General features: G+C 73.3%; 19 protein-coding genes. 5 read left to right on the plus strand and 14 right to left on the minus strand.

Annotated elements, in window-relative coordinates:
• Window positions 1-2: 2 nt before the first annotated feature.
• A complete protein-coding gene (locus tag AC0666_RS03095; RefSeq protein WP_468962959.1) occupies window positions 3-326 on the minus strand; it encodes a hypothetical protein in 324 nt (107 codons plus the stop codon).
• A gap of 97 nt (window positions 327-423) precedes the next feature.
• Here AC0666_RS03095 and AC0666_RS03100 point away from each other — a divergent pair, with 97 nt between their 5' ends.
• Complete coding sequence (locus tag AC0666_RS03100; protein WP_478706999.1) at window positions 424-1,245, plus strand: DMT family protein; 822 nt, start codon at window positions 424-426, stop codon at window positions 1,243-1,245.
• A 2-nt stretch (window positions 1,246-1,247) separates the two neighbouring features.
• Here the strand turns inward: AC0666_RS03100 and pdxR are convergent, their stop codons facing one another.
• A complete protein-coding gene (gene pdxR / locus AC0666_RS03105; RefSeq protein WP_478706965.1) occupies window positions 1,248-2,645 on the minus strand; it encodes a MocR-like pyridoxine biosynthesis transcription factor PdxR in 1,398 nt (465 codons plus the stop codon).
• 46 nt (window positions 2,646-2,691) lie between these two features.
• On the opposite strand from pdxR, the gene AC0666_RS03110 reads away from it, so the two are divergent.
• Complete coding sequence (locus AC0666_RS03110; RefSeq protein ID WP_468582519.1) at window positions 2,692-3,210, plus strand: carboxymuconolactone decarboxylase family protein; 519 nt, start codon at window positions 2,692-2,694, stop codon at window positions 3,208-3,210.
• A 9-nt stretch (window positions 3,211-3,219) separates the two neighbouring features.
• On the opposite strand, the gene AC0666_RS03115 is transcribed toward AC0666_RS03110, so the two are convergent.
• The 6 genes from AC0666_RS03115 to AC0666_RS03140 all read right to left on the minus strand — a co-directional run bounded on the left by AC0666_RS03115 (window position 3,220) and on the right by AC0666_RS03140 (window position 8,827).
• Window positions 3,220-4,053 (minus strand): hypothetical protein, encoded by an 834-nt coding sequence (locus AC0666_RS03115; protein WP_478706966.1) that lies wholly within the window; start codon window positions 4,051-4,053, stop codon window positions 3,220-3,222.
• Between the two features lie 3 nt (window positions 4,054-4,056).
• Window positions 4,057-4,440, minus strand: coding sequence for a hypothetical protein (locus AC0666_RS03120; protein ID WP_468582522.1), 384 nt, complete (start codon window positions 4,438-4,440; stop codon window positions 4,057-4,059).
• Complete coding sequence (locus tag AC0666_RS03125) at window positions 4,430-6,184, minus strand: hypothetical protein (protein ID WP_468962951.1); 1,755 nt, start codon at window positions 6,182-6,184, stop codon at window positions 4,430-4,432. Before AC0666_RS03125 ends, AC0666_RS03120 begins: the two co-directional genes overlap by 11 nt.
• A 142-nt stretch (window positions 6,185-6,326) precedes the next feature.
• Window positions 6,327-7,316 (minus strand): malate dehydrogenase, encoded by a 990-nt coding sequence (locus tag AC0666_RS03130; protein ID WP_361712194.1) that lies wholly within the window; start codon window positions 7,314-7,316, stop codon window positions 6,327-6,329.
• Window positions 7,317-7,554: 238 nt separating this feature from the next.
• On the minus strand, window positions 7,555-7,974 hold the full coding sequence (locus AC0666_RS03135) for a DUF3017 domain-containing protein (protein WP_361712196.1): 420 nt from the start codon (window positions 7,972-7,974) through the stop codon (window positions 7,555-7,557).
• On the minus strand, window positions 7,964-8,827 hold the full coding sequence (locus AC0666_RS03140; RefSeq protein WP_361712197.1) for a bifunctional methylenetetrahydrofolate dehydrogenase/methenyltetrahydrofolate cyclohydrolase: 864 nt from the start codon (window positions 8,825-8,827) through the stop codon (window positions 7,964-7,966). The genes AC0666_RS03135 and AC0666_RS03140 overlap by 11 nt, the downstream gene beginning before the upstream one ends.
• Before the next feature lie 261 nt (window positions 8,828-9,088).
• On the opposite strand from AC0666_RS03140, the gene AC0666_RS03145 reads away from it, so the two are divergent.
• The gene (locus AC0666_RS03145; protein ID WP_468962948.1) at window positions 9,089-9,745 is read left to right on the plus strand and encodes a hypothetical protein; all 657 of its coding nucleotides are present in this window, start codon (window positions 9,089-9,091) and stop codon (window positions 9,743-9,745) included.
• A gap of 99 nt (window positions 9,746-9,844) precedes the next feature.
• Here AC0666_RS03145 and purH read toward each other — a convergent pair whose 3' ends face one another.
• On the minus strand, window positions 9,845-11,425 hold the full coding sequence (gene purH / locus AC0666_RS03150) for a bifunctional phosphoribosylaminoimidazolecarboxamide formyltransferase/IMP cyclohydrolase (protein ID WP_468962946.1): 1,581 nt from the start codon (window positions 11,423-11,425) through the stop codon (window positions 9,845-9,847).
• A complete protein-coding gene (purN, locus tag AC0666_RS03155) occupies window positions 11,422-12,045 on the minus strand; it encodes a phosphoribosylglycinamide formyltransferase (protein ID WP_356845089.1) in 624 nt (207 codons plus the stop codon). The genes purH and purN overlap by 4 nt, the downstream gene beginning before the upstream one ends.
• Before the next feature lie 243 nt (window positions 12,046-12,288).
• On the opposite strand from purN, the gene AC0666_RS03160 reads away from it, so the two are divergent.
• A complete protein-coding gene (locus AC0666_RS03160; RefSeq protein ID WP_468962944.1) occupies window positions 12,289-12,876 on the plus strand; it encodes a hypothetical protein in 588 nt (195 codons plus the stop codon).
• A gap of 77 nt (window positions 12,877-12,953) precedes the next feature.
• On the opposite strand, the gene AC0666_RS03165 is transcribed toward AC0666_RS03160, so the two are convergent.
• On the minus strand, window positions 12,954-14,666 hold the full coding sequence (locus tag AC0666_RS03165) for a cell division protein PerM (protein ID WP_468962942.1): 1,713 nt from the start codon (window positions 14,664-14,666) through the stop codon (window positions 12,954-12,956).
• Window positions 14,667-14,789: 123 nt separating this feature from the next.
• On the opposite strand from AC0666_RS03165, the gene AC0666_RS03170 reads away from it, so the two are divergent.
• Window positions 14,790-16,931 carry a helix-turn-helix domain-containing protein gene (locus tag AC0666_RS03170; protein WP_478706967.1) on the plus strand — a complete coding sequence of 714 codons (2,142 nt, stop codon included), beginning with the start codon at window positions 14,790-14,792 and terminating at the stop codon, window positions 16,929-16,931.
• Window positions 16,932-17,058: 127 nt separating this feature from the next.
• Here the strand turns inward: AC0666_RS03170 and sucD are convergent, their stop codons facing one another.
• The 3 genes from sucD to AC0666_RS03185 all read right to left on the minus strand — a co-directional run bounded on the left by sucD (window position 17,059) and on the right by AC0666_RS03185 (window position 20,554).
• Window positions 17,059-17,949 (minus strand): succinate--CoA ligase subunit alpha, encoded by an 891-nt coding sequence (gene sucD / locus AC0666_RS03175; RefSeq protein ID WP_030710487.1) that lies wholly within the window; start codon window positions 17,947-17,949, stop codon window positions 17,059-17,061.
• Between the two features lie 21 nt (window positions 17,950-17,970).
• Entirely contained in the window at window positions 17,971-19,149 is a 1,179-nt protein-coding gene (gene sucC / locus AC0666_RS03180; RefSeq protein WP_361712207.1) for an ADP-forming succinate--CoA ligase subunit beta, read from the minus strand.
• 289 nt (window positions 19,150-19,438) lie between these two features.
• Window positions 19,439-20,554: a vWA domain-containing protein gene (locus AC0666_RS03185; RefSeq protein WP_468963501.1), complete on the minus strand. Its 1,116-nt coding sequence runs from the start codon at window positions 20,552-20,554 to the stop codon at window positions 19,439-19,441.
• Window positions 20,555-20,655 lie beyond the last annotated feature (101 nt).

Below are 20,655 nucleotides of genomic sequence, written 5' to 3' on the forward strand. Positions count from 1 at the left end.
GCTCAGCCGCCGCTGGAGCTGGAGTGGCCGCCGATGCCGCCGCGGGTGACGGCGGACTTGTCGAAGCTGCCGCCGCTGACCTTGTTGTTGCGGACGCTCCCGCCGTAGTAGTACGCGCCGCGGCTGCTACTGCTGCCGCTCTTGCACTCCTTGCTGTTGAGCTTCTCCAGCGTGACGCGGTCCACGCAGCGCTTGTCGGGCTCGTCGCTCTTGCCGCAGGCCACGAGCGCGGCGGCCAGCAGTCCCATCCCGCCGAGGGCGACGGCGCCGGACCGCATGCGGCGGCGGGCGGTGCTGCTGCTCGTACTCGTGCTGTCCATGACCATGGGCGACAGACTAGAACGGGGCGGCAAGGCGATGGAATCCGGCCGCCCAAACCCTCGCCGCGCCTCCATGACCTAGAGTCAATTCGTGCTCCTTGGGATGATTTGTGCGCTCGGTGCGGCGGTCTGCTTCGGTACGGCATCGGTCCTGCAGGCGATGGCGGCCCGGGCCGCGGAGCCGGGGACCGGCTCGGGAGTGGACACGGCACTGCTCCTGCGGGCGCTGCGGCAGTGGCGGTACGTGGCGGGCCTCGCCCTGGACGCCGTCGGCTTCGTCCTCCAGATCGTGGCGCTCAAGCACATCCCCATCTACGCGGTGGGTGCGGCGCTGTCCGCGAGCCTCGCGGTGACGGCCGTGGTCGCGGCGCGGCTGCTGCGGACCCGGCTGAGCCGGACCGAGTGGGCGGCGGTGGCGGCGGTGTGCGCGGGGCTGGCGATGCTGGGTCTGTCCTCGGGCGAGGAGGGGTCCGGGACGGGCTCCCTCGTGTTGGAGCTCGGGCTGCTCGGGGTGGCCGCTCTGGTGCTGCTGGTGGGAGCGGTGGCGGGCGGCCTGCCGGACCGGCAGCGGTCGCTGGTCCTCGGCCTGGCCGCCGGGACGGGCTTCGGGGTGGTCGAGGTGGCCGTCCGCCTCATCGACGGGATCTCCTTCTCCGATCCGGCGGTGTACGCGCTGCTGCTGGGCGGCGGTGCGGCCTTCCTGCTGCTCACCTCGGCGCTGCAGCGCGGCTCGGTGACGGCGGCCACCGCGGGGATGGTGCTGGGCGAGACGATCGGGCCGGCGGCGGTGGGGGTGGCGTGGCTCGGCGACCGCACCCGCGAAGGTCTGGTCTGGCTGGCCGTCCTGGGCTTCGCGGTGGCGGTGTGCGGAGCCCTGGCCCTGTCCCGCTTCGGCGAGCCCCCGCCGGGGCCCGACCCCGCCTGACCTCACGGGAGCGCGGCGACCAGGGCCCGCAGGGTGGGGGACCAGGCGCTGGTCGAGGGGGTGCCGTAGCCCACCACCAGCGCCTCGCGGGGCGGGAGCGCCGCCTCCGGATGGGCGTAGCGGGACAGGGTTTCGAGGGCCAGGTCCTGCCAGGCCGCGGCCCGCAGCACCGCGGGCTGCGTCCCCTCGGGAAGGTCCAGCACCGCGTGCAGCCCCGCCGCGATCCCCGACACCGCCACCCGCCCCGCGACCGCCGCCACCAGCTCGTCGCGCCGGCGGCGGTACCTCAGCCGCATCCCCCGCACGTGCCGGTCGTACGCCCCCGACCGGATGAACTCCGCGAGCGTGAGCTGGTCCAGCGCGCTCGACGTCCAGTCGATGCGCCCCTTCGCCGCGACGACCTCGTCCACCAGCCCCGCCGGCAGCACCATCCACCCCATCCGCAGCCCTGGCGCCAGCGACTTGCTCGCCGTGCCGAGGTAGGCCACCCGCTCCGGGTCGAGCCCCTGCAGCGCCCCCACCGGCTGCCGGTCGTAGCGGAATTCGCCGTCGTAGTCGTCCTCCAGGACGAGCCCGCCCGTGGTCCGCGCCCAGTCGACCGCCGCCGCCCGCCGCTGCGGGGTCAGCGCGGCCCCGGTCGGGAACTGGTGCGCCGGAGTCAACAGCACCGCCCCCACCCCGTCGGGCAGTTCCGCCGTGCACGCCCCCGCCCCGTCCACCGGAAGCGGCCGGGTCCGCAGCCCCGCCCCGGTCAGCAGCTCCCGGTGCTCGCCGAGGCCGTACCCCTCCACCGCCACCTCCCGTACCCGCCGCGCCCGCAGCACCCCCGCCAGCAGCATCAGTGCATGTGCGTACCCCGCGCAGAGCACGATCCGCTCCGGGTCCGCGTACACCCCGCGCGCCCGCGACAAGTACCCCGCCAGGGCCTCCCGCAGCTCGACCCGGCCGCGCGGGTCGAGCCCGTACCCGAAGGCCTCGTTCGGTGCGTCGGTCAGGGCCCGCCGGGCCGCCGACAGCCAGGCCGCCCGCGGGAACCCGCCGAGGTCCGGACTGCCGGCCAGCAGGCTGTACGCGGACCCCCGCCGCGCGGGGCTGCGCACCCGGGCCGCCGCCGCCGGCCGGGCACGCGGCCTGGCCCGTTCCGCGACCCGGGTGCCCGAGCCCTGGCGGGCCGTCAGCCAGCCTTCGGCGACGAGCTCGGCGTACGCCTCCGCAACCGTGTTCCGGGCGATCCCGAGGTCGGCCGCGAAGGTGCGCGAGGACGGCAGCCGGGTCCCGGGGGCCAGCCGCCCGCTGCGCGCGGCCTCCCGCAACGCCTCGACGAGCCCGGCCCGCAGGCCGCGTCCGGCGGAGAGGTCAAGATGCAGGTCGGCACCGAAAGTGGCCCAGGATTCCTTCATGAAGATGGACCATATCGGTGGGCCGCCCGCTTCGTAGGCTGATCGCATGACGACGCAGACGAACGCGAACACCGCAGACCAGACCCCCGAGTACGCCCCCGAGCACACCCCCCGCATGCGCTGGGCACAGCACGCGCCCGAGGTCTACAAGGCCGTCGTGGGCCTGGAGATCGCCGCGAAGAAGGGCCTGGACCCGCTCCTCGTCGAACTGGTCAAGATCCGCGCCTCGCAGCTCAACCACTGCGCGTTCTGCCTCGACATGCACACGAAGGACGCGCTCGCGGCGGGCGAGAGCGTGGAGCGGATCGTCCAGCTCAGCGCCTGGGAGGAGTCGCGCCACTTCTACACGGAGAAGGAGGTCGCCGCGATCGAGCTGACCGAGGCGGTGACCGTCCTCACCGACGGGTTCGTTCCCGACGAGGTGTACGAGAAGGCGGCGAAGCACTTCGAGGAGAAGGAGCTCACGCACCTCATCGCCGTCATCGCCACGATCAACGTCTGGAACCGCTTCGCCGTCAGCACCCGCATGGTCCCGGGCCACTACACCCCGGGCATGTACAACTGACCGGGGCGCTCACTCCCGCCGGAAGGAGGCCAGGGCCGCCGTGATGCGGGTCCGGACGGAGGCGGCCTCCGCGGCCGGCCCGTAGGCCATGAGCACCCACCGGCTTCCGTCGGGGGCGGCGACGAGCCGTCCGATGCCGCGGCCGGTGTCCCCGGACGGGGTGTCGGGGAGCTCGTGGACGAGTTCGCAGCCCGGGCCCGGCGTCGTCGTGAGGGACAGCCTCCGGTAGCCGTCCCGGGCGCTCAGTGCGCTCGTCCCCTCGACGAGCACCTCGCACGCGTTGGCGGGACCCCCGGTGACCTGGAAGACCTGGAGGAAGGCGGTCCCGCCCCCGGCGGGGCGGTAGACCGCCCCGGCCCCGGAGCCGGACTCGGAGCTGCTGAGCTGCCAGTCCCCCGGGACCGCGACCCGGAATCCCGCCCCGGTGTCGTGCACCACCTGGTAGCCGGACGGCACGGCCGGTGGGTCCGTCCGCAGCAGCAGCCACCCCGCCAGGGCGGCCCCGCCCAGCAGCAGGACCAGGCCGAGGGTCGCGGCCACCGCGACCCACCGGCGCACCCGGCGCCGCCCGGACGGCGCACCGGCCGGGTCCGCACCCACACCGGCCGCAGCTTCGGCCGGATCCCCCGCCTCGCCGGGCGGGGCACCCGCAGCACCGGCCGGAGTGCCCGGAGCGCCGGCCGTGGTGCCCGCAGCACCCGAAGCAGCCCGGCCCGGCGGGTACGCGGGCCGCGACGGCGGCCCGGAGTCCGCTCCGGTCGGCTGCGCCTCGGGGCGCGCCTGCGGGTGCTCCCACTGCTGCGACCGCGGGTTCCAGCGCGCGGGGCCGCCCCCCGAGGCCATGGCTCACCCCCCGAACGAGGTCAGCAGCGCGGTCAGCGCGGTCGCCGCGCTCAGCGAGTCCACCAAAGGGGACCACCGTTCGAGCGCCGCGCGCAGCCGGGCGGCCAGGCCCGGGCTGACCGTCTCCGCCTCCGTCAGCTCCTCCGCCGCCGTGTCCAGTTCGGCGTCGAGCGCGGTCCGTCCGTCGCTGCGGGGCAGCCGCACGAGGGCGGCGCGCAGGTCGCGTACGGCCTCCAGCAGCTGCTCCGCGGTCGGTCCTGCCGCATCCGGACCGCCGCCGTGGTGGACGGTGTTGGTGACGTGCGTCCCGCCGATGCTGAAGGCACTGCCGCCCACCTCGCCGATCCGCACGGCGGGCTCCCGCCCGCTCCCTTCGCTAGCCGCCATGTCTGCTCTCCTTGGCCGTCCGCATCCGTCTGTCCTTCCGCTCCGCCTGGTCCGGCGCCTTGTTCACGGCGCTGTTGTGGCTCACTCCGCCGATACCGAAGGCGCTGTTGCTCACCGACTGGATGAAGACCCCGCCCTCCGCGACGTTGACCGCGCGCTCCGCGAACTCCTCCGTGTGCCAGCCCGCCTCGTGCAGCGCCAGGGTCACCCCGCCCACGATCCGCTCCTGGATGGTCTTCAGGTACCGGTCCAGGTCCATCAGCTGGAACAGCGATCCGTCCTCCTGCGCGGCGAGTTCGCGTACGGAGGCCGCCGGCCCAGCCGCGTACGCCACACCGTGTCCGGCGGTGAGCAGCCGCCACGGGACGCGGCAGGCCCCGGCCAGGGTGGCGACGGCCACGCCCAGCGAGCCGGGGGCGTGGCCGAGCGCCAGGAGCACCTTGGCGAGGGGGGTGTTGCGCCGGTGCCGCCGGGCGATGTCGTCGGCCCGCTGGAAGTCGGGCCGTACGGGCAGCAGGACGTGGGGCGCCACCTCCAGCATCAGCATTCCGCCCTGCGTGTGGACCCGGATGAAGACGGTGATGACGAGGTTCTCGTCCCAGCCGCCGATGCGCACGCGCAGGAAGTGCCGGCGCCGCTCCCCGCCTTCCTCGACTGCGGCGGCGCGATGCGCGGCGAACGCCTCCTCGGACAGGTCCACGGCGTCCACGTCGGGCAGCCCGGCGGCCGGCAGGAACACGCACTCGTCGACGACCAGTTCGCGCAGCCGGTCGAGTACGGCCTCCTCCGCTTCGGGGGAGCCGTGCGGCGAGGGCACCCGCAGCGCTTCCAGCTGCGGCCGGATCCGCTCGATGATCCGTGCGTTGTCGAGGGGCTGGGCGTGGCCGCCGTCCCGGGGCCGCAGTTCGACGGCCAGCTGCCACGGCAGGTGGGCCTGGCCGGCTCCGCAGAACGGGTTGTCCACCTCGTACAGGACCACGGGCGCGTGCTGGGTGCGCCAAATCCGGTCCCGGGCCCGCCGGAAGCGCCGGCCGCCCGGCGGGTCGGCGGCCGGGCCGGTGTACTGCGACCGGCTCAGCGAGGCGTGGATGATCTGTGCGAAGTGCCCCCGCCGCAAGCCGGTGAGCACCGTGACGAGCACGGCGATCAGGACGACCGTCCACGAGTAGGCCGTGCCGTAGATCTGGCCGATCCTCGGTACCTCCAGGAAGATGCCGAGCGGGTCGGCCTGCACCATCCGTCCCAGGATGGAGCCGAGTCCGGCGAGGTCGGGGAGCGTCTCCCGGCGCACGTCGTCCGTGAAGAAGCCCCGCAGCACCCCCCAGAGGACGCGGCCGAGCAGCAGGCAGGCGTAACCGAGGAGGATCCATTCGAAGATGCGTCCGCCGGCGCCGCGGCCGGTCCGCTCCCGGCGCTTCTTGAGCCGTCCGGCACCGCTCAGCAGCAGCGCCGGGACGAGCAGGAAGACGAAGAACGTACGGGTGAGCAGCAGACCGAAGCCCCACACCGCGACGACCGCCGTCGACCAGGCCACTTCGGTGCGCAGCGCGCGCAGGGCGTGGGCGAGGACGCGGGCGGCGTCGAACCCGTACGAGGGTGCCGGGAACCGCTCCTCGTGGACGTACAGCTCCTCGATCACCCGGTCGCGGTAGGAGGCGTCGAGGTAGACGCCGGCGCACAGCAGGCGCCCCGCCTCGGTGTCCGACGGGTCGACGGGTGCTCTGCCGTGCGGTGGGCCGTTCACGGGTGCTCCTCGCTCGGGAGGAGGGAACCCTACGGCCGCGCTCGCCCCGGAGACAGGGCTGATCGCGCCAAAAAGCCCCGGCGCGCGCCGCGCCGGGGCTTTCGGTGGTTCCGTCAGGCGATCCGCTCGGACGGGGGTCCGATCAGATGAGGCCGAGCTCGCGCACCGCGTCGCGCTCCTCGGCGAGCTCCGCCACGGACGCGTCGATGCGCGCGCGGGAGAACTCGTTGATGTCCAGGCCCTGGACGATCTCGTACTTGCCGTCCTTGCAGGTGACGGGGAAGGAGGAGATCAGGCCCTCCGGGACGCCGTAGGAGCCGTCCGACGGGATGCCCATGGAGGTCCAGTCGCCCGCGGCGGTGCCGTTGACCCACGTGTGGACGTGGTCGATGGCGGCGTTGGCGGCGGAGGCGGCCGAGGAGGCGCCACGGGCCTCGATGATCGCCGCGCCGCGCTTGGCGACGGTCGGGATGAAGGTGTCGGCGAGCCACTGCTCGTCGGCGACGACCTCGGCGGCGTTCTTGCCGGCGATCTCCGCGTGGAAGATGTCGGGGTACTGGGTGGCCGAGTGGTTGCCCCAGATGGTCAGGCGCTTGATGTCGGTGACGTCGGCGCCGGTCTTCTTGGCGAGCTGCGAGATCGCGCGGTTGTGGTCCAGGCGGGTCATCGCGGTGAAGCGCTCGGCCGGGACGTCCGGGGCGGCGGCCTGCGCGATGAGCGCGTTGGTGTTGGCCGGGTTGCCCACGACCAGGACCTTGATGTCGTCCGCGGCGTGGGCGTTGATCGCGGCGCCCTGCGGCTTGAAGATGCCGCCGTTGGCGGAGAGCAGGTCACCGCGCTCCATGCCCTTGGTCCGCGGGCGGGCGCCCACGAGCAGGGCCACGTTCGCACCCTCGAAGCCCTGGTTCGGGTCGTCGAAGATGTCGATGCCCTTCAGCAGCGGGAAGGCGCAGTCGTCGAGCTCCATGGCGGTGCCCTCGGCGGCCTTCATGCCCTGGGGGATCTCCAGGAGGCGGAGCTTGACCGGCACGTCCGCGCCGAGCAGGTGGCCGGAGGCGATGCGGAAGAGCAGCGCGTAGCCGATCTGGCCGGCGGCGCCGGTGACGGTGACATTCACGGGAGTGCGGGTCATGGCCTTCTCCGTTAGACAGCTGGCGGTGGGGCGTCCGTGCCCCATGTGCTGGCGGACGCCGCTCCCCTGCGAATCTTGATGTGAAGAGACATCCGGCGTCAGGCTATCCGACCTTGGAGCGGCCCAATCCCCCGGTCCGTGTGGTGCACGGCACACGGACCGGGAGTTCGAAGGCACGAGCGGGGGTTGGCCCGGGATTCCGGGACCGCCGGGACCCGCCGGACGGGTGTACGCAGGCTCAGCGGACGGTGAAGCGGACCGCGCTCTCCAGGAAGGGGATCTCCAGCCACGGCTGGGGCTCCATCACCAGCGCCAGCAGCGTGATCGCCACGCCGAGCACCCCGTAGGTGACCATGTCCGTGAAGCGGGAGCGCACCGCGAGCATGCCCACGGAGGGCAGGACGCGCCGCAGCACGGCTGCCGCGATGAGGGCCACACCGATCACCAGGCAGCCGACCCGCGGCTGCCCGAGCGCGGTGATCAGCAGGCCCACCGCGGTCGCGGTGAGCACGCTGAGCATCGGCCACTGGCGGGCGGCGAGCGCGTCCCCGGGCGCGGCGCGGCCGGCTCCCTCGGGGCGGGCGGTGTCCTGGGTGACGGGCGGGAAGCGCCGGGACCTGGGGGCCGCGGGCTCCTGCGCGTCGTGCTCAGCCTGCACTGGTCGTGGTCCGTTCCGCCGCCTCGACCACGTTGGCGAGGAGCTGCGCGCGGGTCATGGGCCCGACCCCGCCCGGGTTCGGGGAGATCCAGCCCGCCACCTCGGCGACGCCCGGGTGCACGTCGCCGACGATCTTGCCGTGCTCGTCGCGGCTGACGCCCACGTCCAGGACGGCCGCGCCCGGCTTCACGTCCTCGGGCTTGACCAGGTGCGGCACTCCGGCCGCCGCGACGACGATGTCGGCCTGGCGCAGCTGCGCGGGCAGGTCGCGGGTGCCGGTGTGGCACAGGGTCACCGTGGCGTTCTCCGACTTGCGGGTCAGCAGCAGTCCCATGGAGCGTCCGACCGTGATGCCGCGGCCGAGGACCACGACGTGCGCGCCGTTGATCTCCACACCGTGGTGACGGAGCAGCTCGACGATCCCGTACGGGGTGCAGGGCAACGGGCCGGGCTCGTTCAGCACGAGCCGGCCCAGCGACATCGGGTGCAGGCCGTCGGCGTCCTTCAGCGGGTCCATCAGCTCCAGGACCCGGTTGGTGTCGATGCCCTTGGGCAGCGGGAGTTGGACGATGTAGCCCGTGCACTCCGGGTTCGCGTTGAGCTCGCGTACGACCGCCTCGATGTCCTCCTGGGAGGCCGTCCCGGGCAGTTCGCGCTGGATGGAGGCGATGCCGACCTCCGCGCAGTCCTTGTGCTTGCCGTTGACGTACCAGCGGCTGCCCGGGTCGTCGCCGACCAGCAGGGTGCCGAGTCCGGGGGTGATGCCCCGGGCCTTGAGGGCCGACACGCGGGCGGCCAGTTCGGACTTGATCGCGGCTGCCGTGGCCTTGCCGTCGAGAATCTGGGCGGTCATGCACCCATCCTCCCGGATGGAGTGGCCCCGGTTCCAGTCGTGGCGGCGCTGCCCGCCGGTTCGTCACAGGCTTGAACCATTCATTGCACTTGCACAACAAGTGACGGACCGATGACGCGCTCGCTGGACAAGTCCCGCCCGCTCGGAAGACGATGGCCGAAAGAGTGCCGCGGGCAGTGCCGGGGGGCGGACCGTAGAACAGGGTGTTTTTCCTCCGCGCGTGCCGCGCGTCCCCGCACTTCCACGGAGGAAACACCCCAGATGAGCTTCGGCGACCCGAACAACCCCTACGGGCAGCAGCCCCAGGGCCAGCCCGGCTACGGCTACCCGCAGCAGGCCCCGCAGGGCGTCCCGCCGCAGGGTGGCTACGCCTACCCGCAGCAGGCCCCGCAGGGCTACCCGGCGTACCCGGCGGGCCCCGGCGGATACCCTGCCCCGGGCGCGCAGATGCCCATGCCCGGCGGTGTGAAGGCGGCCCGGGTCATCCTGTTCATCGTCGGAGGCCTGCAGGCCCTGGGCGGTGTGTTCCTGCTCCTCGGCGGGGCGTTCTTCGCCTCCCTCTTCTCGGACTCCTCCAGCTCCTCGGCGAGCGACGTGGGCGCCCTGGCGGGCGGCGTGGTCATCGTCGTCGGCATCGTCTGCCTCGGCTTCGCGCTGTGGCCGATCCTGACCGCCGCCAAGCTGGGCAAGGGCCGCGGCGGCGTCCGCGTCTCGGGCATCATCTACGGCTCGCTGATGACCCTCTTCTCCGGCCTCAGCGTGATCATGAACCTCGCCGCGCTCGGCAGCGACCAGGCCGCGGGCGCAGTCGTGTTCTCGCTGGTCCTGGCCCTGATCCAGCTCGGCCTGGCCCTGTGGGTGCTCGTCGGCCTGGCCAACTCGGCCGCCGGCGCGTACTTCCGCCGCCCGCAGTACTAGAAGCAACGCTCGAAGCACCGCCGTCCTCACGGCGTACGGCGAAGGCCGCCACCCGCGCTGCTGCGGATGGCGGCCTTCGCCGTATTCGGGGTCCGGAGATCAGTGGAAGAAGTGCCGGGTCCCGGTGAAGTACATGGTCACGCCCGCCGCCTTCGCGGCCTCGACGACCTGCTCGTCACGGACCGAACCGCCCGGCTGGACCACGGCCTTGATGCCCGCCGCGGTCAGGATCTCCAGCCCGTCCGGGAAGGGGAAGAACGCGTCGGAGGCGGCGTACGAGCCCTGCGCGCGCTCGGCGCCCGCCCGCTCGACGGCGAGCTTCGCCGAGTCCACACGGTTGACCTGGCCCATGCCGACGCCGACCGAGGCGCCGTCCTTGGCGAGCAGGATCGCGTTGGACTTGACGGCGCGGCAGGCCTTCCACGCGAAGACGAGCTCGGCCAGCTCCTCCGCGGAGAGGGCTTCGCCGGTGGCGAGGGTCCAGTTCTTCGGGTCGTCGCCCTCGCCCTGGAAGACGTCGGACTGCTGGAGCAGCACGCCGCCCGAGATCGGCTTGAGGTCGCCCGGCTGGTGCGGGTGGCCGTCCACCTTCAGGACCCGGATGTTCTTCTTCCTGGCGAGGATCTCGACCGCGCCGTCCTCGTACGCCGGGGCGGCGATGACCTCGGTGAAGATCTCCGCGACCTGCTCGGCGAGCTCGACCGTCACGGGGCGGTTGACGGCGATCACGCCGCCGAACGCGGAGAGCGGGTCGCAGGCGTGGGCCTTGCGGTGGGCCTCGGCGACGTCCGCGCCGACGGCGATGCCGCACGGGTTGGCGTGCTTGATGATCGCGACGCAGGGCCCGTCGTGGTCGTAGGCGGCGCGGCGCGCGGCCTCGGTGTCCACGTAGTTGTTGAAGGACATCTCCTTGCCGTGCAGCTGCTCGGCGTTCGCGAGCCCGCCCGGCCGGCCGTCGGTGTAGAGGGCGGCGGCCTGGTGCGGGTTCTCGCCGTAGCGGAGGGTGGACTTGCGCTCCCACGCGCCGGCCAGGAACTCGGGCAGCACGGCCTCCGGCTCCGGGGCGTACGCATTCGTGAACCAGGAGGCCACGGCGACGTCGTACGCGGCGGTGTGCTGGAAGGCCTCGGCCGCCAGCCGCTTGCGCGCCGTGAGGTCGAAGCCGCCGCCCTGGGCCGCGGCGAGGACGTCGGCGTAGCGGTCGGGGCTGGTCACGACGGCTACGGACGGGTGGTTCTTGGCGGCGGCGCGGACCATGGACGGGCCGCCGATGTCGATCTGCTCCACGCACTCGTCGGGGGTGGCGCCGGAGGCGACGGTCTCCCGGAAGGGGTACAGGTTGACGACCACCAGGTCGAAGGGCTCGACGCCCAGCTCGGCGAGCTGGCGCTGGTGGTCCTCCAGGCGCAGGTCCGCGAGGATGCCGGCGTGCACGCGCGGGTGCAGGGTCTTGACCCGGCCGTCCAGGCACTCGGGGAAGCCGGTGAGCTCCTCGACCTTGGTGACCGGCACGCCGGCCCCGGCGATCCGGGAGGCGGTGGAGCCGGTGGAGACGAGCGTGACGCCCGCCTCGTGCAGGCCGCGGGCCAGCTCCTCCAGTCCCGTCTTGTCGTAGACACTGACGAGCGCGCGCCGGATCGGTCGCTTCGACGAGGTGGTGCTGCTCTCTACGGCGGTCACTGGATCGTTACCTTTCGTCCCTCAATGCGGTAGCCGTGCCGGGCCAGGCGCCCCACGACATCGACGAGCAGCTGGCGCTCGACTTCCTTGATGCGCTCATGGAGAGCGGCTTCGTCGTCCTCGTCCCGGACCTCGACCACACCCTGGGCGATGATCGGACCGGTGTCCACGCCGGAGTCCACGAAGTGGACGGTGCAGCCGGTGACCTTCGCGCCGTAGGCGAGGGCGTCCCGTACGCCGTGGGCGCCCGGGAAAGCCGGGAGGAGGGCGGGGTGGGTGTTGACGAACCGGCCGCCGAAGCGGTCGAGGAACTCCTTGCCCACGATCTTCATGAACCCGGCGGACACCACGAGGTCCGGTGCATGGGCGGCGGTCGCCTCGGTGAGGGCGACGTCCCACTCCTCGCGGCTCGCGTACGCCTTGACCGGGCACACGAAAGTGGGGATCCCGGCCTTCTCGGCCCGCTCCAGGCCGACGATGTTCTCGCGGTCGGCCCCCACGGCGACGACTTCGGCCCCGAAGCCCTCGGGCCCCCCGGGGTGGGCGTCGATGGCGTCGAGCAGGGCCTGGAGGTTGGTGCCGGAGCCGGAGACCAGCACGACCAGGCGGGAGGCGGCCATGGGAGGCCCTTTCTCGCGGAATCACGTCGTTCGTCTTGTGTGGTCATACGAAACTTCGGGACCCCGGTATACGGGGGACCATACGAAGCCACCGACCGCCTGCAACGATACCGGCACACCGGACAGCCCCCGAGGGACGGGGGGACGGCCGAGGGGTAGCGTGCGGCATACATGCCGTAAACGCCCGCGCCGCACTCGACGCCCACCACGGGTGTCCACGACACAGGGGAAGTAACGCACTCGATGCCGGACCGCCGTCAGCCCGACTCCTCCACCGACGACAACCCCTTCGCGGCTCCCCCGGAAGGCCGGCCCGACCAGCCGTGGCAGCCGCGCGGCGGCGGTGACGGCGGCCGCCCGACCGGGGAACCCGGCCCGGGCCCCGAAGGGCCGGTGCGCTGGGATCCGACGGACCCGATCCAGCGCCACGCCCGCTACGCACTGCTGGCCGGCATGTGGGGCTTCTTCTTCGGGCTCTTCGACATCCCCTCGGTCGGGCTGCTGCTCGGTGCGCTCGCGCTGTACTGGGGGATCAGCGGTCTGCGCGGCAGGCCCGCGGCGCCGGTGGAGCCGGGCTCCGACGGCACGGCGGCCCGGGGCGGGCTCGCCGCCCTGGGGCCCGCCGCCCGGCCCCAGCGGACCGCTGCGATCAGCGGCCTGGTCACGGCCTCGCTGGCGATCCTGCTGGCGCTGAGCTCGTACGCCGTGCAGCTCGCGTACAAGGACTTCTACGTCTGCCGCGAGGACGCCCTCACGCAGACGGCGGAACTGCAGTGCAACACGCTGCTGCCGGACAACCTGCTCGGCAGGTACCTGAAGGTCCGGACCTAGGGCCTGGGCCGGGCCCGGCCTGGGACCTGGCCTGGGGGGCCTGGCCCGGATCATGCCGGGCCAGGACGCCCTTCGGCTCAGGCCGGGGGCCTGCGGCGGGCCAGGACGCGCGCGCCCGCGACGGGTGGTACGAGCGGCGCCCCGACGGCCTGCGGCTGCGCCGGCGGATCGGCCGGATGCACCGGGTCGGCCGGCTGCGGGGCGGCCGCAAGCGGGGCGGCCGGACTCGGGCCGGTCGGACTCGGGGCGGGCGGATTCGGGCCGGGCGGGTTCGCGGAAGCCTTGAGCGAGGCCAGGTCCAGCTGAATCCCCGTCACCACCTTGACCTTCCGCGGTGTTTTCGCCGGTGCGGGCGGATCCGGGTCGGCGGCCGGGGCCGGTACCGGTGCCGGGGCGGTCTCCCCGGGCAGTTCGGGCACCAGGGCCACCGCCGTGCGGCGCAGGGCCTCCCAGCGGACCTCCCGTACGCCGCTGTCGTGCCAGTCGTCCTCCACGGCGGCGCCCCTGCGGGCGGGGCGATTGCGCCAGGAGTGGACCGCCACCGCGACCGGTACGGCGGGCAGCAGTGTCCACGCGAAGGCCGCCACCCCGGTCGCCCACCACACCGGCCCGAAGCTCGCCAGCTGCCGGGAGCCGAGCGGCCCGGCCGAGGCGGCGGCGAGGCCGGCCATCAGCAACCCGCACACCACGGCCCCCAGAGTCGCCGTCAGCGCGGTTTCACCGCAGGGAACTTCACGCGCCCGGCGGACCGCGAACCACCCCACCACCAGCCCGGCCAGCACCGGCAGCCCCGCAGTCGCGCAGGTCAGCAGGGTGCCGGGCCCTTCGGGCGGCAGCGCCGCCAGCAGCGGGAAGCTAGGCAGCTGCGGCGGATGGGCCAGGCCGAGCGGGGTGGCGGTCACGCCCGTCCCGAGGGCGAAGCCGGGCCCGAGGGCGTAGGCGGCGCCCCAGACCGCGGCGTTCGGCAGCAGCGCGAGGGCGAGGAGCAGGACGGCGAACCGGCCCGACCACACCCCGGTCAGCGCCATGAGGGAGGTCCGCGCCTCCGCGCCGTGCCAGACGAGCGAAGCCCCGACGAGCAGCACGCCGCCGCCCAGCAGCACGAGGGCCCCGGCGGTCCCCGCCCGGAGCGCCAGCGCGTACCGGGGCCGGGCGACGGCCTGCCGGAGCGCCCCGGGCACCCAGCAGGGCAACGGCCCGAGCGGGCGCCCCTTGGCCGACCACACGCCGGCGCCCGCCGCGAGGACGGCCACGAGCGGGACGTGCCAGGCGGCGCTGAGCGGGTCGGCGGGCATCGGGCCGCCGGCCGCGTACACCGTGGCCAGTGAGCCGACACCGAGATAACCGCAGGTCACGGCCGAGAAGATGGCACTGGCGGGCAGGACCTCGTCCCCGTCGTCGGCGGCGCTGCCGAGCCGCGCGGCACGCCGCATGAGCAGCGCGGGCAGCGCGACGAGCAGCAGCGGGGTCAGCCCGACCGGGGACGGCGTCCCGGACAGGGTCTCGTAGCGGACCAGCTCGGTCCCGTGGGCGAGCAGCCACAGCCCGGCGGCGAGGTGCAGGGCGCCGCCAGGGCCGCTGTCGGGGTACGGGGAGCTGATCCACAGCACGATCACGAGCACGGCGAGGAAGCCGAGCCCCAGCCCGGCGGCGACGGCACCGCCGAGGACACAGGCGGCGGCCGCGGGCGAACGGCGCCGCCGGGCGGCGGGGCGCGGGGCCGTGGGCAGCGGAGCCGGAGGCTGCGGGCCCGGGGGCAACGGGGTCCCGCGTTCGGTCACTTGGGTCACCCCGACATGGTGCCAACGACACGCGCTATGGGCGGGTAATAGGCGAATGTCCGTGGTGTCGCCCAATATACGTTTTATGTATTTTTTCGCCCAGGACTGCCGGAAGGTCGCGGGGAGCGTGGCATGACACAGAGCGTCGAGGAGCCGAGGCTCCCCTCGCCGAAGGAACGCCGCAGACTGCGCGAGGCGGCGGGCCTGACGCGTGCGGAGGTGGCGGCGGCGGTCGGGGTGACCGCCACGACGGTCCGCTCCTGGGAAGCGGGCCGCACGACCCCCCGCGGCCGCAAGCGCCGTGTGTACGCCGCCTTCCTGTCCCCCCTGCGCCGCCCCACCCCGGCTGACGCCGCGTCCGCTCCCGGCTACCACGACCCCGTTGCCGCCCCCTCCGGCGACACGTCAGCCACCACCCGAACCCGTGGCGCCGAAGCGAGCGGCGAGCGCTCACCCCGCCTCGGGACCACGGCCGGCCCCGAGGCCCCCGCCCCGGCCCCTCCCGACGCCGAGGGCGAGCCCCACCCGGGAGCCGAGCCTCTCCCCCATACGGCCGCAGAGGCCGGCGCCGCCAATTCCGCCCCGGGCGCCCCCGCCACCGCCGGCACCACGACCGATGCCGAAGCCGCTCCCGGGCCCGAGACCTGTGCTGACGCCGCTCACGGCGCCGACGGCGCGCCCGAGCCCGTGGCTGGGGCCGTGCCCCGCACCCGGCCGGAGGGCGAGCCCGGTGGGACCGGCCCCGACGCCGGGCCCGAGGCCAGCGCCGATGCCCGGCCCGTGGACAAGACCGGTGCCGAGGCCGAGGCCCGGCCCGAGGCTGAGGCTGAGGCTGAGGCCGGTCACGGGGTCGAGACCGATGCCAAGGCCGGGCAGGGTGCCGGGGCCGGGCACGGGGCCGATGCGGGGGCCGGGCAAAGCGCCGAGGCCGAAACGCGCGCCGAGGCCGGGCACGGGGCTGAGACCGGCGCAGACGCCAGTCACGGGGCAGACGCCCGGCCCGGCGCTGGGACCGGTCCCGACGCCGAGCCCGAGGCCGGTGCCGACGCCGAGACCGGGACCGGTCCCGAGGCCGGGCACGTGAGCGGTGCCGGGCCCGAGGACGGGGACGGCGCCGAGGACGGGGCCCAGGCCGGACACGGGACCGATGCTGAGGGCGGGCAAGGTGCCGAGGACGGGACCCGCGCCGAGGCCGGGCACGCGGCTGGGGCCGGGGCCGACGCCAGTCACGGGGCCGACGGCCGGCCCGGGGTTGAGGCTGGTGACGCCGAGTCCGAGGGCGTGCTCGATCCCGGCGTTGCGGCCGAGGTCGTGTTCGGGGTGGGGGCGTGGGGCGGCGTCGGGTGCGGAGTCGTGCACCTCGGGGCCGGGGCTGAGGGGGCCGGTGGCGACACCGTCCCCGGGGACTCGGAGGCGGCGGCTCCCGCGGAGGCCGAGGTGGCTGCCGTGGGGCCCGTGGAGCGGGGGCCTGCCGGGGCGTTCGACCGGCTGCACGGGGCGTCCGCGTACTCCCTCGTACGGCAGATCTACCTGCTCACCGGACGCCGCGAGCTCGCCCAGGAGACCGTGGAGCGGGCGTTCCAACAGGCTTGGGCGCGCTGGCCCGAGGTGGCCACCGATCCCGATCCCGTCGGCTGGGTGCGCGCGGTCGCGTACGAGTACGCCCTCTCCCCCTGGCACCGCTTCCGCCGTGCCCACAAGCACCCCGACCAGCCCCCGGCGGACCCCGCCGACCGGATCGTGATGGACGCGATGCTCGCGCTGCCGCCGACCCACCGGCGTACCGTCCTGCTCTACGACGGCGTCGGCCTCGACCTCCCGGACACCGCCGCCGAGACCGAGTGCAGCACCCCCATCGCGGGCTACCGCCTCCTCACCGCGCACACCGAGCTCGCCGACCGGATCCCCGACCTGGCCGCCACCCCGCCCGAGCGGCAGTCCGCGGTGCTGCGCGAGCGGCTCGGTGCGGTGCGGCCCCCGGGACCGCTGGTGCCGCGCCCCGCGGCCGTCGTCCGCAGGGCCGCCGAGTACCGGGCCCGCGGCTGGAGCCGGGCGGTCTTCGGCCTGACCGCGGTGATCGCCGTCGCGACGGCGTACACCACCGTGACCGCGCCCCGGCAGTACGAGCCCCCGATCGCCCCGGGCGTGAGCGTCTCCGGCGTGCCTCCGCTCAGCGGCCCCCAGCAGCTCACCCAGCAGAGCAAGGAGCTCCACGACAAACTGCGCGCCGATCCGGACGCCGGGCCCGCCCGCCTCGCCCCCGAGATGGAGTAGGCGGCGAGACGACAAGGGAAGGCACGCAGGCAGGCAGGCGCGGAAACGGGGCGTGGCCCGCACCCCCGAAGGGATGCGGGCCACGCCCATATGCACGTACGTACCTACGTACCGCAGCGGCAGGAGACTACTGCGCGGCGTTCAGGATCTCGCGCGCCAGCTTGGCGGTCTCGGTCGGCGTCTTGCCGACCTTCACGCCTGCGGCCTCAAGGGCTTCCTTCTTGGCCTGTGCGGTGCCGGAAGAACCGGAGACGATGGCGCCGGCGTGGCCCATGGTCTTGCCCTCGGGGGCGGTGAAGCCCGCGACGTAGCCGACGACCGGCTTGGTGACGTTCTTCGCGATGAAGTCCGCCGCGCGCTCCTCGGCGTCGCCGCCGATCTCGCCGATCATGACGATCAGCTCGGTCTCCGGGTCGGCCTCGAAGGCCTCCAGGGCGTCGATGTGCGTGGTGCCGATGACCGGGTCGCCACCGATGCCGACGGCGGAGGTGAAGCCGATGTCGCGGAGCTCGTACATCATCTGGTAGGTCAGCGTGCCGGACTTGGACACGAGACCGATCTTGCCGGGCTTGGTGATGTCGCCCGGGATGATGCCGGCGTTGGACTGGCCGGGGGTGATCAGACCCGGGCAGTTGGGGCCGATGATCCGGGTCTTGTTGCCCTTGGCGGTCGCGTACGCCCAGAAGGCGGCGGAGTCGTGCACCGCGATGCCCTCGGTGATGACGACGGCCAGCGGGATCTCGGCGTCGATGGCCTCGACGACGGCGGCCTTGGCGAAGGCCGGCGGGACGAAGAGGACGGAGACGTTGGCGCCCGTCTTCTCCATCGCCTCGGCGACCGAGCCGAAGACCGGGACCTCGGTGCCGTCGAAGTCGACGGTCGTGCCGGCCTTGCGCGGGTTCACGCCGCCGACGATGTTCGTGCCGTCAGCCAGCATCAGCTTGGTGTGCTTCATGCCCGTGGCACCGGTCATGCCCTGGACGATGACCTTGCTGTCCTTGTTGAGGAAGATAGCCATGTGAGTCTGTGACCTCTGCCCTTACTTCGCAGCCGCGAGCTCGGCGGCCTTGTCGGCCGCACCGTCCATGGTGTCCACGCGCTGGACCAGCGGGTGGTTGGCGTCCGAGAGGATCTTGCGACCCAGCTCGGCGTTGTTGCCGTCGAGACGGACGACGAGCGGCTTGGTGACCGCCTCACCCTTCTCCTCCAGCAGGGCCAGCGCCTGGACGATGCCGTTGGCGACCTCGTCGCAGGCGGTGATGCCACCGAAGACGTTGACGAAGACGGACTTGACGTCCGGGTCGCCGAGGATGATCTCAAGACCGTTGGCCATGACGGCGGCGGAGGCGCCACCGCCGATGTCCAGGAAGTTGGCGGGCTTGACGCCGCCGTGGTTCTCGCCGGCGTACGCGACGACGTCGAGGGTGCTCATGACGAGACCCGCGCCGTTGCCGATGATGCCGACCTCACCGTCGAGCTTGACGTAGTTGAGGTTCTTCGCCTTGGCGGCGGCCTCAAGCGGGTTCGCGGCCGCGTGGTCCACGAACTCCTCGTGGCCCGGCTGGCGGAACTCGGCGTTCTCGTCGAGGGAGACCTTGCCGTCGAGCGCGATGACCTCGCCGGAGGCGACCTTCGCGAGCGGGTTGACCTCGACGAGGAGCGCGTCCTCGGCGATGAAGGTCTTCCACAGGGTCACGAGGACCTCGGCGACCTTCTCGGCGACCTCGGCCGGGAACTGCGCCAGGGCGACGATCTCGCGGGCCTTCTCGATGGTCACGCCCTCGTTGGCGTTCACCGGGACCTTGGCGAGCTTCTCGGGGGTCTCCTCGGCGACCTGCTCGATGTCCATGCCGCCCGCGACCGAGGCCATGGCCAGGAAGGTGCGGTTGGTGCGGTCGAGCAGGTAGGAGACGTAGTACTCCTCGACGATCTCGGGAGCGGTCTCCGCGATCATCACCTTGTGGACCGTGTGGCCCTTGATGTCCATGCCCAGGATGTCCGTCGCGCGGGCGACGGCCTCGTCCGGGGTCGCGGCGAGCTTGACGCCACCGGCCTTGCCGCGGCCGCCGACCTTCACCTGCGCCTTGACGACCGACTTGCCGCCCAGCCGCTCGGTGGCCTCGCGAGCCGCCTCAGGCGTGTCGATGACTTCACCGGCCAGCACCGGTACACCGTGCTTGGCGAAGAGGTCCCTCGCCTGGTACTCGAACAGGTCCACGCGCGTCCGTCCCTTGTCTTTTTTAAGATTCGCAGTGATCGCGGTTGTCTGCTATCTGCGTGGGCGTGCCGCGGAGGGCAACGTGACGGCGCTGTCACAGGGGATGCGCACACGGTCACCGTGGACGCGGCATGTCCGTCCCGCAGGTTATCCCCGCGGGCCGTGGGTCCCTAAATCGCAGCTCACACCTGAGCGGTGATACCTGTCACAGAACACCTCACGGTTGAACTGGAACTTCGTGTGATCTGCCGATGGGCGGAGGACCGCGCGAGGTGCTGGGGGCGGCCGTTCAGGGGACCGGGAGCGGACGCTTCTCCAGAGCGGCGGCCATCACCTCCGGGAACAGGTCGGGGGTGCAGGCGAAGGCCGGGGCGCCCAGTGCGGAAAGGGCCGCGGCGTGTTCGCGGTCGTAGGCGGGCGCGCCCTCGTCGGACAGCGCGAGCAGGGTCACGAACTCGGTGCCCGCCCCCTTCATCGCGGCGACCCGCTTCAGCATCTCGTTGCGTATCCCGCCCTCGTACAGATCGCTGATCAGGACCACGACGGTGTCGGCAGGCCGGGTGATCTTCGACTGGCAGTAGGCGAGGGCGCGGTTGATGTCGGTGCCGCCGCCGAGCTGGGTTCCGAAGAGAACGTCCACCGGATCGTCGAGCTGATCTGTCAGGTCCACGACGGCCGTGTCGAAGACGACCAGGCGGGTCGCGACCGAACGCATGGAGGCGAGCACCGCCCCGAACACGGAGGCGTAGACGACCGAGGCCGCCATCGAACCGGACTGGTCGATGCAGAGGATCACCTCCTTCTTCACCGACTGGGCCGAACGGCCGTACCCGATGAGCCGCTCGGGGACCACGGTGCGGTACTCGGGCAGGTAGTTCTTCAGATTCGCCCGGATGGTCCGGTCCCAGTCGATGTCGTGGTGGCGGGGCCGGCTGATCCGGGCGCAGCGGTCGAGCGCGCCGGTCAGGGTGGCCCGGGTCCGGGAGGCCAGCTTCTTCTCCAGCTGTTCGACCACCTTGCGGACCACGGCGCGGGCCGTCTCCCTGGTCGTCTCCGGCATGGCCTTGTTGAGGGAGAGGAGGGTGCCGACGAGGTGCACGTCGGGCTCGACGGCCTCCAGCATCTCGGGCTCCAGCAGCAGCGCGGACAGGTCGAGGCGCTCGATGGCGTCGCGCTGCATCACCTGGACGACGGAGCTGGGGAAGTACGTACGGATGTCACCGAGCCAGCGCGCCACGTTGGGCGCGGACCCGCCGAGCCCCGCCGAGCGCTCCCCCGCCGCCCTGCGGGAGCGGCTGCCGCCGGCTGCGCCCCCGTACAGCGCGCCGAGTGCGGCGTCCATGGCGGCGTCCCGCCCGCTGAGCGCGCAGCCGGTCCCGTCGGCCTCGCCGCCGCCGAGCACCATCCGCCACCGCCGCAGCCGGTCGCCTTCGCCTGCCTGGGCGGCCTCCTCGGCCCCGCTCGGCGCCGCCGGGATTCCCGTACCGACCATCTGTCCGTCCCCCT

The organism is Streptomyces sp. NPDC043680 (assembly GCF_056436685.1).

Excerpts from the sequence above, each read along its gene's own strand:
- AC0666_RS03115 (WP_478706966.1), bottom strand. The coding sequence starts at position 4,053 with ATGGCCTCGGGGGGCGGCCCCGCGCGCTGGAACCCGCGGTCGCAGCAG.
- purN (WP_356845089.1), bottom strand. The coding sequence starts at position 12,045 with ATGGCCGCCTCCCGCCTGGTCGTGCTGGTCTCCGGCTCCGGCACCAAC.
- pdxR (WP_478706965.1), bottom strand. The coding sequence starts at position 2,645 with ATGAAGGAATCCTGGGCCACTTTCGGTGCCGACCTGCATCTTGACCTC.
- AC0666_RS03100 (WP_478706999.1), top strand. The coding sequence starts at position 424 with ATGATTTGTGCGCTCGGTGCGGCGGTCTGCTTCGGTACGGCATCGGTC.
- AC0666_RS03170 (WP_478706967.1), top strand. The coding sequence starts at position 14,790 with ATGACACAGAGCGTCGAGGAGCCGAGGCTCCCCTCGCCGAAGGAACGC.
- AC0666_RS03140 (WP_361712197.1), bottom strand. The coding sequence starts at position 8,827 with ATGACCGCCCAGATTCTCGACGGCAAGGCCACGGCAGCCGCGATCAAG.
- AC0666_RS03160 (WP_468962944.1), top strand. The coding sequence starts at position 12,289 with ATGCCGGACCGCCGTCAGCCCGACTCCTCCACCGACGACAACCCCTTC.
- AC0666_RS03185 (WP_468963501.1), bottom strand. The coding sequence starts at position 20,554 with ATGGTGCTCGGCGGCGGCGAGGCCGACGGGACCGGCTGCGCGCTCAGC.
- sucD (WP_030710487.1), bottom strand. The coding sequence starts at position 17,949 with ATGGCTATCTTCCTCAACAAGGACAGCAAGGTCATCGTCCAGGGCATG.
- AC0666_RS03095 (WP_468962959.1), bottom strand. The coding sequence starts at position 326 with ATGGTCATGGACAGCACGAGTACGAGCAGCAGCACCGCCCGCCGCCGC.
- AC0666_RS03120 (WP_468582522.1), bottom strand. The coding sequence starts at position 4,440 with ATGGCGGCTAGCGAAGGGAGCGGGCGGGAGCCCGCCGTGCGGATCGGC.
- AC0666_RS03110 (WP_468582519.1), top strand. The coding sequence starts at position 2,692 with ATGACGACGCAGACGAACGCGAACACCGCAGACCAGACCCCCGAGTAC.
- AC0666_RS03130 (WP_361712194.1), bottom strand. The coding sequence starts at position 7,316 with ATGACCCGCACTCCCGTGAATGTCACCGTCACCGGCGCCGCCGGCCAG.
- AC0666_RS03145 (WP_468962948.1), top strand. The coding sequence starts at position 9,089 with ATGAGCTTCGGCGACCCGAACAACCCCTACGGGCAGCAGCCCCAGGGC.